This is a genomic window from Polyangium jinanense (assembly GCF_028435265.1).
GTDB lineage: Bacteria > Myxococcota_A > Polyangia > Polyangiales > Polyangiaceae > Polyangium > Polyangium jinanense.
Genome location: NZ_JAGTJK010000001.1, coordinates 238262 through 254285, shown reverse-complemented (window position 1 = coordinate 254285; position 16024 = coordinate 238262). Strand labels below are relative to the sequence as shown.

Sequence of the window (16024 nt, the reverse complement as noted above, 5' to 3'; positions counted from 1 at the left end):
TTCGCCACGGATTCCCGAGGAAAACCGATTCGCCTGTTCGGCGTCATCTTCGTCTTCGGCCCGGCGTACACTGCGCAGTATGAGCCGCGAGGTCGACGCACCGCTCCGCTCCGACGTCCGTTTCCTCGGTCGCCTGCTCGGCGAGGTGCTCGTCGAGCAAGAGGGCGAGGCGCTCTTCTCCGTGGAAGAGGTGATCCGCAAGCTCTCGATCCGCAGACGTCGAGGGCCACGCGCGGGGAGGGCCGAGGCGCAGAAGGAGCTCGTGCGTCTGCTCGAAGCGCTTCCGATCGAGCAAGCCGAGCCCGTGCTCCGCGCCTTCGCGATGTACTTCCGCCTCGTCAACATCGCCGAGCAACACCACCGCATCCGGCGCGCGCGGGCGCATGCGAGTAGCCCCGGCGAACCGCCGCAACGCGGCTCGCTCGCGGCCGTGATGATCGCCGCGAAGAACGCGGGCATCTCGGCCGAGGCCATGCGCGAAGCGCTCGCGCGGCTCGAAGTCACGCTCACGCTGACCGCGCATCCGACGGAGGCGGGGCGGCGCACCGTGCTCGAAAAACTCTACCGCATCGCGCGGCGCCTCGAAGAGCGCGACCGATGCCGCCTCTTGCCGCGCGAGGAGGAGGAGGCACGCGCGGCCGTCCGCGAGGAGATCACGGTCCTCTGGCAGACGGACGAGGTGCGTCGAGAAAAACCGACCGTCGGCGACGAGGTGAAGAACGTCCTCTGGTACGTCGAGGAGATCCTCTGGGACCTCTTGCCCGAGCTGCCGCAGGAGCTCGGGCGCGCGTTCGAGCGCGCGTACGGCGAGTCGCTCGGCACGTTGCCGATGCCGCTCCGCATCCACGCCTGGCCCGGCGGCGACATGGACGGCAATCCGAACGTCACGCCCGATGTCGTCGAGGACGCGATCCGCGCCTATCGCGCCCGCGGCCTCAGGCGCTGGCTCGGCGCGGCACGCGAGCTCGGCGGATCGCTCTCGCAGTCGGCGCGGCACGTGCGCGTGCCGAGCGCGCTGATCGAGTCGCTCGCGGCCGACGCGGTGGTCATGCCCGGTGTCGCGGCGCAGGAGAGCGCGCAGACCGAGGGCGAACCGTGGCGGCGCAAGCTGCGCTTCGTGGAGGCGCGACTCGCGGCAGCGCTCGAAGCCGTGGAGCAGGAGCGGCAGGTGGCGAGGCAACGCGCGCCACGCGTAGGCAGCGTGCCACCGCCGGCGCGAGGCCTCGCGGGCGCGATCGGCAGTCACGCAGAGCTCGGCGTCGCGTACACGACGAGCGACGAGCTGCATCGCGACCTCTTGCTCGTCGCCGACACGCTGCGCGAGGCGAACGCATCGAACGCGGGGGAGAAGCGGGCGCGCGCGCTCGCCGAGCGGGTACGTGTCCTCGGCCTGTCGATCGCCGAGCTCGAGCTCCGCGCGCCTGCGGAGGACGCGACGGCCGCGGCGGCGTGGCTCGCGGGCGGCGGCGAGGAGACGCCCGGCGCCGCGCGCCTACTCGCCGCGCTCCGCAAGCTCGCCGAAGCCCAGCGCCAATACGGCGAACGCTCGGCTCGCACGTTGATTCTCTCCATGACCCAGCGCGCGGAGGACCTGCTCGCGGCGCTCACCCTGGCGCGAGCCGCGGGATTGTATGACGTCGACAAACAGGCGGTCACGATTGACATCGTCCCGCTGTTCGAGACGCACGACGCGCTCGTCTCCGCGCCGACCATTCTGCGCACGCTGCTCGCGCATCCCGAGTATCGGCGCCACCTCGAGGCCCGCGGCGCGCAGGAGGTCATGGTCGGCTACAGCGATTCCGGCAAAGAAGTGGGCCTCCTTTCGGCGGCCTTCGCGCTCCGCAAAGCGCAAGCCGAGCTGACGAAGGTCTCGCGCGAGGCGGGCATTCCGCTGCGGGTCTTTCACGGCCGCGGCGAATCGGTGGCGCGCGGCGGGGGCCCCGCGCAGCAGGCCATTCTGGCGCTGCCGGCGGGGAGCGTGGCCGGGCGGTACAAGGCGACCGAGCAGGGCGAGGCGCTCGACCACAAATATGCGCGCCCCGAGCTCGCCATGCGCACGCTCGAGCTCGTGGTCGGCGGCGCCCTCTTGCATACCCTCGGCGCCGAGGAACGACCTTCCGAGGAGGACGAGCGTCGTTATGCGGAGGCCTTCGAGGAGCTCGCCGAGGAGGGGCGGCGCGTCTATCGCGCGCTCGTCTGGGAAAACCCACGCTTCGTCGATTTCTTCACCACGGCGACCCCGGTCGACGAGATCGCGCGATTGCCAATCGGCTCGCGCCCGAGCAAACGCAAGGCCGGCGGCCTCGAAGCGCTCCGCGCGATCCCCTGGGTCTTCGGCTGGACGCAGACGCGCGCCATCCTGCCCGGCTGGTATGGCGTCGGCAGCGCGCTCGATGCGTTCGCCCGGCGCGAGGGCGGCGCCGAGCTGCTCGTCGAAATGACGAAGCGCTGGCCCTTCTTCCGGACCGTGCTCGACAACGTGCAAATGGTGCTGGCGAAGAGCGACATGGAGATCGCCGCCCGGTATGCCGCCCTCGCCTCGCCCGCGACGCGCAAAGCCGTCTGGCCTGCCATCCAGGAAGAGCACGCGCGCACGGTGGAATGGATCAAGCGCCTCTTCGGCGTGAAGCGATTGCTCGACGAAAACCCCACGCTCCAGAGGTCGATCGACCTCCGCAACCCGTACGTGGACCCGATGTCGTTCTTGCAGGTGGCGCTGCTTCGGCGAAAGCGGGCGGGGGATGGGTGCTGCGACCGGGCGATCCTGCTTTCGATCAACGGGATCGCCGCGGGAATGCGAAATACCGGCTAGAAAAGACGGTTTCCGTCAAGATCGCAGCCGGGCTCGCCGGGCAGACACTTACCGCCCTGCTTCGGGCCCTCGTTTTGCCTCGGCGCGGACACCTGGCGGCCGCCGGGACGCGTCGCCGGGGCCTCGTTTGCCGCGTTCTTCGCCTCTTCGAGCTCGCGCGCCCGGCGCTTCTCCTCTTCGAGCCGCGCCGCGGTCTCGTCGAGACGTTTTCCATTCGCGTCGAGCTTCGCGCGCAGCCGCGCCGCCTCCTCGCGCGTCGCCTCGACTTCGGCCGACTGGTTCGCCAAATACGCGTCCTGGTCCGGCTTGATCTTGCCGAAATACAGGCCCATCCCGCCGCCGATGAGCGCCGCCGCGCCGATCACGGACGAGACCAGGGCGCGCTTCAGCTTCTTCTTCTTCTCGTCCTCGCGCAGCGCTGCGAGCGCCCGCTCGTGCTCGTCGGCCTTGCGCATCATCTCCATTCGCGCCTGGGCCTCGACCTCGGCGCGCGCGCGCTCCACCTCCGCGAGCCGCAGCGCCTCGAGCCGCGCTTCCTCCGCGCGCCGCGCCGCGTCTTCCCTGGCGATGCGCTCGGCCTCGGCCCGCGCCTTTTGCTCGAGCGCCTCTGCCTCGCGCCGCGCCGCCTCTTGCCGGGCGACGCGCGCGGCCTCGGCCCGCGCCCGCGCGGCCTCTTCTTCCTCGCGCATGGTCTGGTCGTGCAGAGAAAGGAGCTGGTTCAGCGAAAACAGGACGGAGTTGTCTCGCGTGGCGGACATGGGGGAATGCCTCCCGATAGGGCAAAAGATCACGACACCGACGGGCACCGCCGAGAGCGGCCATCACGTCGTGCGCATGGATTGGACGCGCATCCCCCATGGAACTTTGAACCCACCCGGTAAATTTTTCGCCGGGTGGGTTCGTGTGCGCTGGGCGCCCCGGGACGTCCTCAGTGGAGGCACATGTCGCTGGAGCGACAGGCCGCCATTTGGCTCAACGCGTCGAAGGCGGAGTCGCAATCGGCCGTGTTGATCTCGCTCAGACACTCCGAGAGCTCCTTCTGATCGATGCCCCCGGCGCATTCGTACAGGTTGATGTCCTCGCGCTCGTCTCTTCGCACGGACTGAACACACGCGTCGCGGCTCGCATAACGTTGCCCGCCGCCGATCTGGTTGCAGCGCATGGCGCGGTCGCAGCGCGCGTCGGCCAGCGATTGCAGGGCGCGGTTGACGTCGCTGCGGGGCGACTCGCCGAGGGCGCGGTTCTCTCGGCTGCAGGCGCCGAGCGCGACACCCGTGCCGAGAACCACGAACAGGAGAGCCGGAGCGTAGCGGGTGCGGGTCTTCTTCATGCCGCAAGCTCCGTGCAATCGGAGCGCCAGGCCGCGGCCACGCCGGACGGCACGGGATGTAACGAACGGACGGCGCGAACGAGTGTGGACGGATCGAGCGAGCAGGGCCACGGATCTCTTGAATGCGCAGCCTTTCGCCGCTACGGGTGGGAACATGCCCGACGTCCTTGCCCAGGCTACCTTGCCCGAGCTTTCGTTGATCGTACTCGCCTTCTTCGTGGGTTTGACGCTCTTCAACGTGCCGATCGGGTTCGCGCTCGAACGCCTGCTCCCGCGCCGCCGCATTTTCGACGTGCCCCTCGCGGAGGGTCAGTACCGCTTCGAGCTCGTGGGAAACCTCGTCTTTCTCGCGGTCACCGTGACGACGTTCACGGCGGTGCTCTCCTCGGGCCTCGTGCGCTTCGGCGAGACCTCGCTCCTCCGCGACGGCCTCACATTCTTCGTGATGGCCGCGGGCTTTCAAGTTTATTATTACTTCCTCCACCGGGCCATGCACCACCGGGCGCTCGTGCGGTTTCATCGGTGGCACCATCGCTCCCACGTGACGACGCCGCTCACGGGTCAATCGATGAGCTTCGTCGAGTCGTGCGCCTGGATGATCGGGTATGCCGGGATGCCGCTCGCCATGTCGTACGTCGCGCCGATCGGCTTCTGGGGCTGGGCCGCGTATCTCGTGGTCAACGTCGGCGGCAACATCGTCGGGCACGCGAACGTGGAGATCACGCGCTCCATCAAGGGCATCCGCTGGCGCTCGATCAACGCGAATCCGTTCGTGTATCACGCGCTCCATCACGCCCGCTGGACAGGCCATTACAGCTTCCAGTCCTCGATCATGGATCGGCTCTGCGGTACCGAATGGAAGGACTGGCCGGCCCTCGTCCAGCGCGTCATGGACGGCCGGCCGCTCCGGAGCCTCAAGGAGCGCGCCGAACCCTCTTGACCCGGACGTCCGGGTCCTCCGGTGGCGGAAAAAGCACGACCACGCCGCTTCGCTCCCTCGTGCCGGCCAAACGCAAATCGGATAGTCTGCCCCCGTGCCGGAAAGCCTTCCCCTCGACAGGAACTCCATCGAAGAGCTCGAGATCTCGGACGCGGAGATCGCCTCCCTCCGGAACGCGCCTCCTCCGCCGCCCCCCGCGGTGCGCCCCGCGCTCACCCCCGCCTCGCTCCCGGTCGTCCAGCGCACGGCCTACGCCGTGAGCGGCGCCTTCGCCGAGGGCGGGATCGGCCGCATCCTGAAGGCCCGTGACACACGGCTCGACCGCACGGTCGCCATCAAGGAGCTGCTCTCCACGGACGCGGCCGAGGCCGAGCGCTTCGTGTACGAGGCGATCATCACGGCGCGCCTCCAGCACCCGTCGATCGTCCCCGTGCACGAGGCCGGCCGCTGGCCGACGGGCGAGCCCTTCTACGCGATGAAGCTCATCACGGGCAAGCCCCTCGGCGACGTGATGAACGATGCACACTCGCTCGAAGAACGCCTCGCCCTGCTCCCGCACCTGCTCGCCGTGGCCGACGCGATGGCGTATGCGCATAGCCAGCGGATCGTCCATCGCGACCTCAAGCCGGCGAACGTTCTCGTGGGTCGGTTCGGCGAAACCGTCGTCATCGATTGGGGCCTCGCGAAGGACCTGAACGACGAATCCGCCGAGCCGCTCTCCGGCAAACCCCGGCCGCCGGCGTCCGAGGAGAAATCGGTCAGCAGGAGCGCGCATTTGACGTCCGTCGGCGCGATCATGGGCACACCCGCGTACATGCCCCCGGAGCAGGCCATGGCCAAACCCGTGGACGAACGCGCGGACGTGTATGCGATCGGCGCGCTGCTTTATCGCGCGCTCTCCGGCGTGGCCCCGTACGATGTCCCGGGCGGGGACGTGATCGACGTGGCCCTCAAGGTCCTCGAAGCGCCGCCCGTGCCGCTCGCCGAGCGGCAAAAAGGGATCCCCGAGGACCTGCTCGCCATCGTGGAAAAAGCGATGGCCCGCGACGCAGCGAAGCGATATCCGACGGCGAAGGAGCTGGCGGACGACCTGCGCCGTTTCCAGATGGGCCAGTTCGTCGCGGCACACACGTATTCGCGCGGCGAGATCGTCCGCCGCTTCATCAAGCGCCGCCGCACGCCGCTGCTCGTGGGCCTGGTCGGCGTCGTGGCCCTCTCGGTCGTCGGCATCTTGAGCCTCACCCGCATCATCCAGGAGCGCAATCGGGCGCAGGCGAACGAGGTCGAGGCGCAAAGGCAGAAGGCCGAGGCCCAGGCGCAGCGCCTCGAAGCCCAGCAAAAGCACGCCGAGGCCACGAAACGCGCGGACGAGCTCACGATCTCGCAGGCCCGCGGCCTCATGGATCGGGACCCGAGCCAGGCCATTGCGTGGCTGAAGACGCTCTCGCCGAACAGTCCACGTTTCCCCGCCGCGCGCACGCTCGCGGCCGACGCGCTCTCGCGTGGCATCGGAAAGGTCTTCCGGGCGCACGGCGGCGGCATCAATGCGGTCGCGTTCGCGCCCGACGGCAGCACCATTGCCACGGCGAGCGACGATCGCACGGTGCGGGTCTGGGACCTCGAAACGGGCACGCACAAGGTCCTCACGGGCCACGGCGACGAGGTCTGGGCCGCCGCCTTCTCGCCCGACGGAAAACGCCTCGCCACGGGCGGCAAGGACAAGTCCGTCCGGATCTGGGACCTCGCGACGGGCACCTCGCGTGTCCTCGCGGGCCACGAGAAATGGATCACGAGCATCCGGTTCTCCGCGAACGGCCAATGGCTCACCTCGCAGGGCTTCGGCGACGGCGTCTTCCTCTGGAACGTCGCGGCCGGCACGGGAAAGCGGGTCGCCGAGAACAGCGGCGTCGAATTGAGCCGCGGCGCGGTCTTTTCGGGGGACGGCCGCACGCTCGTCCTCGTCGAGAAGGGAAAACTCGTCGTCTGGGACCTCGCGACCGACAAGAGCCGTGATTTTTCCGGCCAAACCTCGACCTGCTCCAGCATCGCGGCTTCCTTCGACGGCATGTTCGTGGTCACGGGCGGCGTCGACGGCTCGCTCCGGCTGTGGAACACCTCGAAAGGCGCGCTCCGCACGTTCCCCGGCCACACGAAGGAGGTCACGGCGCTCGCGTTCTTGCCGAATGGCACCGCGTTCGTCTCCGGGGCGAAGGACCGCGCCGTTCGTTATGCCGATCTCTCGAACGGCGCGACCCGGCTGCTCGGCCAGTATGGCGGCGAAATCAAGACGCTCGCGCTCTCGCCCGACGGGAGCCGCGTCGCCGTCGTCGGACAGGATCGCAACGTCGTCTTGTGGGACGTCGCCAATGGCCAGCGCCGCACGCTCGGCGGGTTCCAGGACTGGCTCGGGCTCCACGGCGTCGCGTTCTCGCCCGATGGAAAACGCCTCGCCGCGGCGGGGTTCGACCAGACGATGCGCGTCTGGGAGCTCGGCACGCAGGTCGATCGCGTGGTCGGCGAGCACGACGGCGCGTCGACGACCGCGGCCTTCCTGCCCGACGGAAAACGCGTCGTTTCGGCCGCGGACGACGGCACGGTGCGCCTCTTCGACCTCGCCTCCGGCGCGCCGCAGATCGTCGATCGGCATGGCGCCAAGGTCAGCGACCTGCGGGTTTTTCCGGATGGAACGGCCGTCGCCTCCGCCAGCGAGGACGGCGCCGTGCGAATCGCCTCGCTCGCGGGCGAACCGCCCAAGGTCCTCCGGGGCCATAAGGGGCGCGTGGCACGTCTTGCCATTGCACCCGACGGAAAACACCTCGCCTCCGGCGGCGCCGACAAGAAGGTCCGGCTCTGGGACGTGGCCACGGGGCAAGCCGAGGTCCTCTTCGAGCACGAAAAACCCGTCGAGACGCTCGCGTTTTCGCCCGACGGCGCGGTCCTCGCGACGGGCAGCGCCGACAAGACCGTGCGCATCTATCGATTCGCGACGAAAGAAGCGAAGACGCTCGGCACCTACGAGCTCCCGGTCCGCGCCGTCGCGTTTTCGCCGGATGGAAAGACGCTCGCCTCGGGCAGCGCCGACCATACCATCGGGCTCTGGGACCTCGCGACGGGCCAGGGTCGGGTGATCGACGCGAGCGGCAATGGCGTCACGCAGATCGTGTTTTTCCCGGACGGCGCCACATTCGCCTCGCTCGGCTCGGAACCCTCGGTGCGGCTCTGGGAGACGGCCACGGGCAAACCCCGCAACATCCTGCGCGGGCACGGCAAAACCGTGGCGAGCATTTCCGTCTCCTCCGATGGAAAACGTATCGCCTCGGCGAGCCTCGACGGCAGCGTCCGCATCTGGGACCTCGAGAGCCACGAGGATCGGCCGCTCGCCGGGCATGCGGGCGGCGTCTCGTTCATCGCATTCTCGCCGGACGGCAGCGCGCTCGTCTCGACGGGCCAGGACCGGACGGTGCGGCTCTGGGGCGACGACCTTCCCGCGGACGAGGCGGGCCTGCGGGCCTGGCTCGACGCGGCGACGAAGGACGTCGTGCACCTGGACGATCGCCCGGCGTCGCCCGAGCCCACGCGCTGACATCCTCCCCTACCGCCGCGCCGCGGGAGCCCTAGCCTCAAGGCGGGGGTTTTCGTGGCGCATTGCGCTTCACATCGACGTCGCGTCTGGGTCCTCGTGCTCGCTTCATGGGCGCTCTTGCTCTGTGCGTTCGCGCGCGGGCAAGCGGCGCGGCCCATCGTGTATGTCGCGCCCATTCGCGGGGAAATCGACAATGGCCTCGCGCCGTACGTGCAGCGCGCCGTACGCGCGGCCGAGCAAGCCGGCGCGGCCGCGCTCGTCTTGCCGATCGATACCCTCGGCGGGCGCGTGGATGCGGCGCTCGTCATGCGTGACGCCCTGCTCGACGCGCGGATCCCCACGATTGCCTTCGTCGATCCGCGGGCGATCTCGGCGGGCGCGCTGATCGCGCTCGCGGCCGAGGACATCGCGATGGCCCCGGCCGCGACGATCGGGGCCGCCGCGCCCGTCCTTGCCGGGCCCCAGGGGCGACCGGAGCCCGCCGGCGAAAAGGCGACATCGTTCGTACGCAAAGAATTCCGGGCCACGGCCGAAGCGCGCGGCCGCCCGCCCGCGCTGTTCGAGGCCATGGTCGACGCGGACGTGGAAATGCCGGGCGTCGTGGCGAAAGGCAAACTGCTCACGCTGACGACCGAGGAGGCGCTCGCGCTCGGCGCCGCGAGTTACCGCGCCGAGACCTTGGACGACATCCTGGCCAAGCGTGGTTTGTCCGGCGCGGAGATTCGCACGCTCGCGCCGAACTGGGCGGAGGAGCTCGTGCGGTTCGCGACCTCGCCCATCGTCAGCTCGCTCCTCCTCGGGCTCGGCTTGATGGGCCTCTTCGTGGAGATCCGCACGCCTGGGTTTGGCGCGCCAGGCATCGTTGGGCTCGTTTGCCTCGCGCTCTTCTTCTGGTCGCACGCGATCCTCGCGCTCGTGGGCTGGGAGGAGGTCGTGCTCGTGGGCGGCGGGGTCGCGCTCCTGCTCCTCGAAATCTTCGTGATCCCAGGGTTTGGCCTGGCAGGCGTCCTCGGCGTCGCGGCCATTCTCGCGGGGCTCGGGATGAGCTTCGTCGGGCCCGGCGTGACCACGGCGGGCGCGGTGCAGGCGGCGGCCGAGGTCGCCGTCGCGCTCGTGGTCACGCTCGTCGGGGCGGCCCTCCTTTTGCGGTTCTTGCCTCGATTGCCGTTCGCCCGCAGCCTCATCCTCGAAACCGGGCGGCCCGAGCGCGCGCTCCCATTCGCGGCCTCGCCCCTCGACGCGATCCTGCCCGGCGACCTCGGCACGGCGGCCTCGCCGCTCCGGCCCTCGGGCATCGCGGAGATCACGGGCGCGCGGGTCGATGCGCTCTCCGAGGGAGAATACATCCCGGCCGGTACGCCGCTCGAGGTTTTGCGTGTGGAGCGGAGCTACGTGATCGTGCGACCGGCGGGTCAGAAGGAAAAAGGGTGAATGGACATGTTCGGCGTGGAGCTCGGGATCATCGGGATCGTCGGCCTCGTGCTCGTGGGCCTGTTCGTGGTCCTCTATCTGATCCCCGTGCCGCTCTGGATCGCGGCGTGGGCTTCGGGGGCGTACGTGGGACTGTCGTCGCTCATCGGCATGCGGTTTCGCCGGGTGCCGCCGGGCGTCATCGTGAACGGTCGCATCAGCGCGGTGAAGGCCGGGCTCGACGTGTCGACGAACGACCTCGAAGCGCATTACCTCGCCGGCGGCAACGTGACGCGCGTGGTCAATGCGTTGATTTCGGCCGACAAGGCGAACATCCATCTGCCGCTCAAGCGCGCCGCCGCGATCGACCTCGCCGGGCGAGACGTGCTCGACGCCGTAAAAATGTCCGTGTTGCCGAAGGTGATCGAGACGCCGCGGGTCGCCGCGGTCGCGAAGGACGGCATTCAGCTCATCGCGATCGCGCGCGTCACGGTGCGGGCGAACCTCGATCGGCTCGTCGGCGGCGCCGGGGAGGAAACGATCATCGCGCGCGTCGGCGAGGGCATGGTGAGCACGATCGGCTCGGCCGCGAACCACAAGGAGGTCCTCGAAAACCCCGATCACATCTCGAAAAACATCCTCGCGCGGGGGCTCGACGCGGGGACGGCGTTCGAGATCCTGTCGATCGACATCGCGGACGTGGACGTCGGCGCGAACATCGGGGCGAAGCTCCAGATCGACCAGGCGAACGCAGACAAACAGATCGCGCAGGCGAAGGCGGAGGAGCGCCGCGCGATGGCCGTGGCACTGGAGCAGGAGATGCGCGCGCGGGTCGTGGAGGCGGAGGCGGACGTGCCGCGCGCGATGGCCGAGGCGTTCCGGTCGGGCAACCTCGGCATCCTGGATTATTATCGAATGCGGAACATCGAAGCGGACACGGCCATGCGGCATTCGGTCGCGAACGACGTTTCGACCGACGTGAGGCCGGCGATCGGGCAAGGACAAAGGTGAGGCCGTGGACGGGCTCGTCTCCCTGCTCGTCGTGATCCTGTTCTTGATGATGCCGATCGTGCCGGCGCTTCTCGACCGAGTCGCCCGCAAAGCCCAGCAGCGCGCCGTGCAAAAGCTCGCGGCGCGCCGGCAAGTTTTGCTTGGAATGGCAAAGGACTCGGCGCTTTCAGCGCCGTCGCGCCCGCTGCCCGATCGTCGCTCCCCGGTGGAATATCGTTCGCTGGAGGAAATCCCCGCGCGCCCGGTCTCGCTCGAAGAGACGCGCTTTGCGCTCCCGAGCCCGCTCGAAAGCTCACGCGCCGCGCCGCGCCCAAGGCGCACGTCCCGGGTTCTTCTGGAAAAACCCGAGGACGTGCGTCGTGCGATCCTGCTTGGTACCCTGCTCGGCCCGCCGCGCGGCGCCGATTGAGATCACTCCGCCGGGGGCGGCTCGGGCGCCTTCTTGATGCCGAAGATGACCTCGATCGAAGTCGAGTACGTCACCTCGCCCATCGAGAGCGGCGGGCCGCCGCCAAATTTCGCCTCGGCCGTGGCCATCATCGGCATCGGGCCGATCGGGCCACGCCCGATGACCTCGCTCACGCTGATCACCGGCCCGAGCTCGAGCCCCGAGAGCTTCGCCAGCACCTCGGCCCGCGCCTTCGCGTCCGCGACCGCCTTTTCCCGCGCCGTCGCTTCGAGCGCCTTCGTGTCGTCGATCCCGAAGTTCACGTTCCACACGTTGTTCGCTCCCGCGTCGACCGCCGCCTGCACGACGCGGCTCGCCTTCGACACGTCGCGGATCGTGACCTCCACGGTGTTGCTCACCCGGTATTTCAAGGACGGCGGCGGCGGCACCATGGGGGCCGCCGCCCCCGCCGTCGTGGCCGCCGCGGCCTTTCCGCCCTTCGTCGCGGGGAGCGCCTCGGGCATGGGCATGGCCATGGGCACGGGACCCTCGAAGGGCCGCTCGATCGAGATCGAGAAATTGGCCGTCTGGATGTCCTTCTCCTCGAGGCCAAGCTTCTTCAGCGCGTCGAGGATTGCCTTCATCCGCGCGTTCGTCTGGTTCATCGCCTCTTCGACCGTCGGCGCCGAGGCCTCGACGCCGAGGCTCGTCCGCGCGATGTCGGGTTTGCCCTGGGCCTCGCCGTGGCCGACGACCGTGATGTGACGGACCGCCTCCTGCGAGGCGCGCGCGCCAAAGCCGCCCCCATGATGCGGACCGCCACAGCCGATGAGCCCGAACGAGGCGGGGACGAGCAAGACGAACGCGAGCACAGAACCGAAGCGCATACGAAAGATCCTCCTGACGAAGAAGATAACGCCGAACGACCGCCCAACTTACAGGCGGCGGCCCCGACTCTGGCAGATGGTCCGGCGGGTGTCGAGTTCTCCCATTGTTCCCGAGACCGCTCGATCCGAGTGGAAGGGATCATGCAACAGGGATGAACCGTCCCCCCCGCGCGCAATGTTCGTACCCGACACGCACGGGGGCCGCTGAGCGACGAAACACGAGCGTCGCCAAACTGCACCATGTTAGGGCGATCCAAGCATCACGAGCGAAGGCAGCCCCCGCGAGCGTGCGCCGACGGGCGGAACGGGGCATCCTGCCCAGCCACCGCCTCCCGGACGAGCGAGCCCGATTTCCGCGCGCTCTTCGAGTCCGCGCCCGAGAGTTACCTCGTCCTCGACCCGGACTTCCAGATCGTGGCCGCGAGCGACGCTTTCTTGCGGACGAGGCTGGTCTCGCGCGAGGCGACCGTCGGCCGCAACCTGTTCGATGTCTTTCCCGATAACCCGGACGATCCGAACGCCACGGGGACGCGCAACCTCCGCGCCTCGCTCGAGCGCGTCTTTTCGACGGGGGTCGCCGACACGATGGCCGTGCAGAAGTACGACATTCGCCGGCCCGCGTCGGAGGGCGGGGGCTTCACGGAACGCTACTACAGCCCGACGAATACCCCGGTCCTCGACGAGAACGGGACGGTCACGCACGTCATTCACCGCGGCGAGGACGTGACGGAGTTCGTGCTCCTGAAGAAGCTCGGCGGCGAGCAGAGCCGGCTCGTCGAGGAGGAGCGGACGCGCGCGGAGCGGATGGAGTCGGAGCTCTACCATCGCGCGCAGGAGATCCAGCGAGCCAACGAGCAGCTACGTATCGCGAACGAAAAGATGAGCCGCCTCGACGAGCTCAAGACCCGCTTCTTCTCCAACGTGAGCCACGAGTTCCGCACGCCGCTCACGCTCATGCTGGGCCCGGTCGAGGAGCTTATCCGCGGCGCGCACGGCCCGTTGAGCGACGAGCAACGGCGCGAGCTCGACGTCGTACGGCGCAATGCGCGGCGCTTGCTCAAGCTCGTCAATACATTGCTCGATTTCTCCCGGATCGAGGCCGCGCGCATGCAAGTGGCCTACGAGCCGACCGATCTCGCGACATTCACCGCGGAGCTCGTCAATACGTTCCGCTCGGTCGTCGAGCGGGCGGGGCTCCGGCTCGTCGTCGATTGCGCGCCGCTGCCGGAGCTCGTCTACGTCGACCGCGAGATGTGGGAGAAGATCGTCCTCAACCTGATCTCGAACGCCTTCAAGTTCACGTTCGACGGGTCGATCGAGGTTTCGCTGCGCTGGACCGGCGATAGCGTGGCGCTCTCGGTCCACGACACCGGCACGGGCATTCCCGAGGAGGAGCTGCCGCGGCTCTTCGAGCGTTTTCATCGCGTGCAGCGTGCCCGCGGGCGTACGTTCGAGGGCTCCGGCATCGGTCTCGCGCTCGTCCGCGAGCTCGTGGGGTTTCACAAAGGAACGGTCTCCGTCACGAGCACCGTCGGTCAGGGCAGTACGTTCACGGTCAGCATTCCGGCGGGCGCGGCGCACCTGCCCGCCGAGCGCATCGGCGCCGAGCGCGAGCTCGGACTCTCGGCGACGAACGCCGCGGCTTTCGTGGAGGAGGCGGAGCACTGGGTCGAGGCGCCCGCGCGGGTTGCGAGCGAGGGCCCGCCGTCGTCGTGCCCCGCGCCCGAAGGCGAGGGCGGCGTCCGCGCCCGCGTGCTGCTCGCCGAGGACAACGCCGACATGCAGCGCTACATCCGCCGCCTGCTCGAGCCGTACCACGACGTCGACGCGGTCTCGGATGGGATCGAGGCGCTCGACCACGCCCGCGTCCATGTGCCCGATCTGATCCTCACCGACGTGATGATGCCGGGCCTCGACGGCTTCGCCCTCGTCCGCGAGCTGCGCGCCGATCCACGGACGCAGACCGTGCCCATCGTGATGCTCTCGGCCCGCGCCAGCGAGTCGGCGCGCGTGGAGGGGGCCGCGTTCGGCGCCGACGATTACCTGGTCAAACCCTTTTCGCCGCGGGAATTGCTGGCCCGGGTCGAGGCGCGGATCGAGCTCTCGCGGCTGCGCCGGCAGGTGGCGAAGGAGACCGACCGCCTGCGCGAGAGCGAGCAGCGCTTTCGCACGCTGGCCGACAACGCGCCGGTCATCATCTGGATGACGGACGTGGCCGGGTCGTGTGTTTACATCAATGCGACCTGGCAGCGGCTCACGGGCCAATCGTACGACGAGGCGCTGGGCAGGGGCTGGCTCGCCCCGCTTCACCCCGAAGATCGCCCGCGGGTCCAGAGGATCTTCGAGGCTGCCGTGGGCGCCCACGAGCCCTTCACCTTCGAGTATCGCCTGCGGATGCCGGACGGCTCGTACCGGTGGTTCCTCGATTACGGCGTGCCGCGGCGGAGCGAGGAAGGCTGCTTCCTCGGCCACATCGGCTCGTGTACCGACATCACCGAGCGCAAGCAGGCCGAGGAGATGCAAGCCGAGGCGGACCGCCGCAAGGACGAGTTTCTGGCCATGCTCGCGCACGAGCTCCGCAATCCCCTCGCGCCGATGCGCATGGCGCTGCACATCATCCGGGCGCGGCACGCGAATGCGGGGACGGATCGGCACCTGCAGATCCTGGAGCGCCAGACCGACAACCTCGCGCGCCTCGTCGACGACCTGCTCGACGTTTCGCGCCTGACCCGCGGCAAGATCGAGCTCCGCAAGGAGCGGCTCGACGTCGCGACCGTGGTCTCGCGCGCCGTCGACGCGACGCGCGGGCTCATCGAGGGGCGGCACCACACGCTCACGATCGAGCTGCCGGACGAACCCGTGCCCGTCTTCGCGGACGCCGTTCGCCTGGAGCAGATCCTCGTCAATTTGCTCACGAACGCGGCGAAATACACCGATCCGGGAGGGCACATCACCCTGCGCGTGACGCGGATCGGAGCGCGGGTGGAGCTCTGCGTGCACGACAATGGCGTGGGGATCGCGCCGCAGATGCTCGACCGGGTGTGGCACATCTTCGAGCAAGCGGAACGCACGCTCGATCGGGCCCAGGGCGGGCTCGGAATCGGGCTTTCCATCGTGCGCCACCTGGTCGAGATGCACGGCGGCACCGTGGAGGCGCGAAGCCCGGGTCTCGGGCAGGGCAGCACGTTCTTCGTGTGGCTGCCCCTTGCGCCGGAGGAGCCGGCGTGCGCCGAGACCGAGCCTTCGCTGCCGGCACGGATTGGCCCGCCAAACCATGTGCATGCAGGCCGCAGGCTCCGTGTTCTCGTGGTGGACGACAACGTCGATGCCGCGATCATGATCGGCGAGCTCGTGCGGGAGCAGGGCCACGAGGTGCGGATCGTCCACGATGGGCTCAGCGCGCTGACGGCCGCGGGTGAGCAGCGCCCCGAGGTCGTGTTCCTCGACATCGGATTGCCCGGCATGGATGGCTACGAGGTCGCCCGGCGCCTGCGCGCCTCGGGGCACAGGCCGGCCAGGCTCGTCGCATTGACGGGGTATGGCCAGGACTCGGATCGCCGCCTGGCCGCGGCGGCCGGTTTCACGCAGCACCTCGTGAAGCCGGCCGAACCCGATGTGGTCCTGGGGCTGCTCGACGCGGTCTCGGCCGCCGCCGCTTGAAGC

General features: G+C 69.1%; 10 protein-coding genes. 7 read left to right on the top strand and 3 right to left on the bottom strand.

All coding sequences use genetic code 11. The annotated features are described in order from the left end of the window. The first annotated feature begins 79 nt into the window (after positions 1-79). Positions 80-2812 (top strand): phosphoenolpyruvate carboxylase, encoded by a 2733-nt coding sequence (locus tag KEG38_RS01080; protein ID WP_272417076.1) that lies wholly within the window; start codon positions 80-82, stop codon positions 2810-2812. Here KEG38_RS01080 and KEG38_RS01075 read toward each other — a convergent pair. Together KEG38_RS01075 and KEG38_RS01070 are read right to left on the bottom strand one after the other, a co-directional pair. Then, positions 2809-3570 (bottom strand): hypothetical protein, encoded by a 762-nt coding sequence (locus tag KEG38_RS01075; RefSeq protein WP_272417075.1) that lies wholly within the window; start codon positions 3568-3570, stop codon positions 2809-2811. The genes KEG38_RS01080 and KEG38_RS01075 overlap by 4 nt on opposite strands. Positions 3571-3740: 170 nt before the next feature. Then, positions 3741-4142 carry a DUF6184 family natural product biosynthesis lipoprotein gene (locus KEG38_RS01070; RefSeq protein WP_272417074.1) on the bottom strand — a complete coding sequence of 134 codons (402 nt, stop codon included), beginning with the start codon at positions 4140-4142 and terminating at the stop codon, positions 3741-3743. A 154-nt stretch (positions 4143-4296) separates the two neighbouring features. On the opposite strand from KEG38_RS01070, the gene KEG38_RS01065 reads away from it, so the two are divergent. The 5 genes from KEG38_RS01065 to KEG38_RS01045 all read left to right on the top strand — a co-directional run bounded on the left by KEG38_RS01065 (position 4297) and on the right by KEG38_RS01045 (position 11495). Beyond that, the gene (locus tag KEG38_RS01065; protein WP_272417073.1) at positions 4297-5082 is read left to right on the top strand and encodes a sterol desaturase family protein; all 786 of its coding nucleotides are present in this window, start codon (positions 4297-4299) and stop codon (positions 5080-5082) included. A gap of 94 nt (positions 5083-5176) precedes the next feature. Beyond that, positions 5177-8665 (top strand): WD40 repeat domain-containing serine/threonine protein kinase, encoded by a 3489-nt coding sequence (locus tag KEG38_RS55360; RefSeq protein ID WP_272417072.1) that lies wholly within the window; start codon positions 5177-5179, stop codon positions 8663-8665. Between the two features lie 96 nt (positions 8666-8761). Beyond that, entirely contained in the window at positions 8762-10096 is a 1335-nt protein-coding gene (locus KEG38_RS01055; protein WP_272417071.1) for an NfeD family protein, read from the top strand. Next, entirely contained in the window at positions 10097-11086 is a 990-nt protein-coding gene (floA, locus tag KEG38_RS01050) for a flotillin-like protein FloA (RefSeq protein WP_272417070.1), read from the top strand. A gap of 4 nt (positions 11087-11090) precedes the next feature. Next, on the top strand, positions 11091-11495 hold the full coding sequence (locus tag KEG38_RS01045) for a hypothetical protein (protein ID WP_272417069.1): 405 nt from the start codon (positions 11091-11093) through the stop codon (positions 11493-11495). A 2-nt stretch (positions 11496-11497) separates the two neighbouring features. Here the strand turns inward: KEG38_RS01045 and KEG38_RS01040 are convergent, their stop codons facing one another. Next, positions 11498-12361, bottom strand: a complete 864-nt coding sequence (locus KEG38_RS01040; protein WP_272417068.1) for an SIMPL domain-containing protein — start codon at positions 12359-12361, stop codon at positions 11498-11500. A 240-nt stretch (positions 12362-12601) separates the two neighbouring features. Between KEG38_RS01040 and KEG38_RS01035 the strand changes: the two genes are divergently transcribed. Continuing rightward, positions 12602-16021, top strand: coding sequence for an ATP-binding protein (locus KEG38_RS01035; RefSeq protein WP_272417067.1), 3420 nt, complete (start codon positions 12602-12604; stop codon positions 16019-16021). Positions 16022-16024 lie beyond the last annotated feature (3 nt).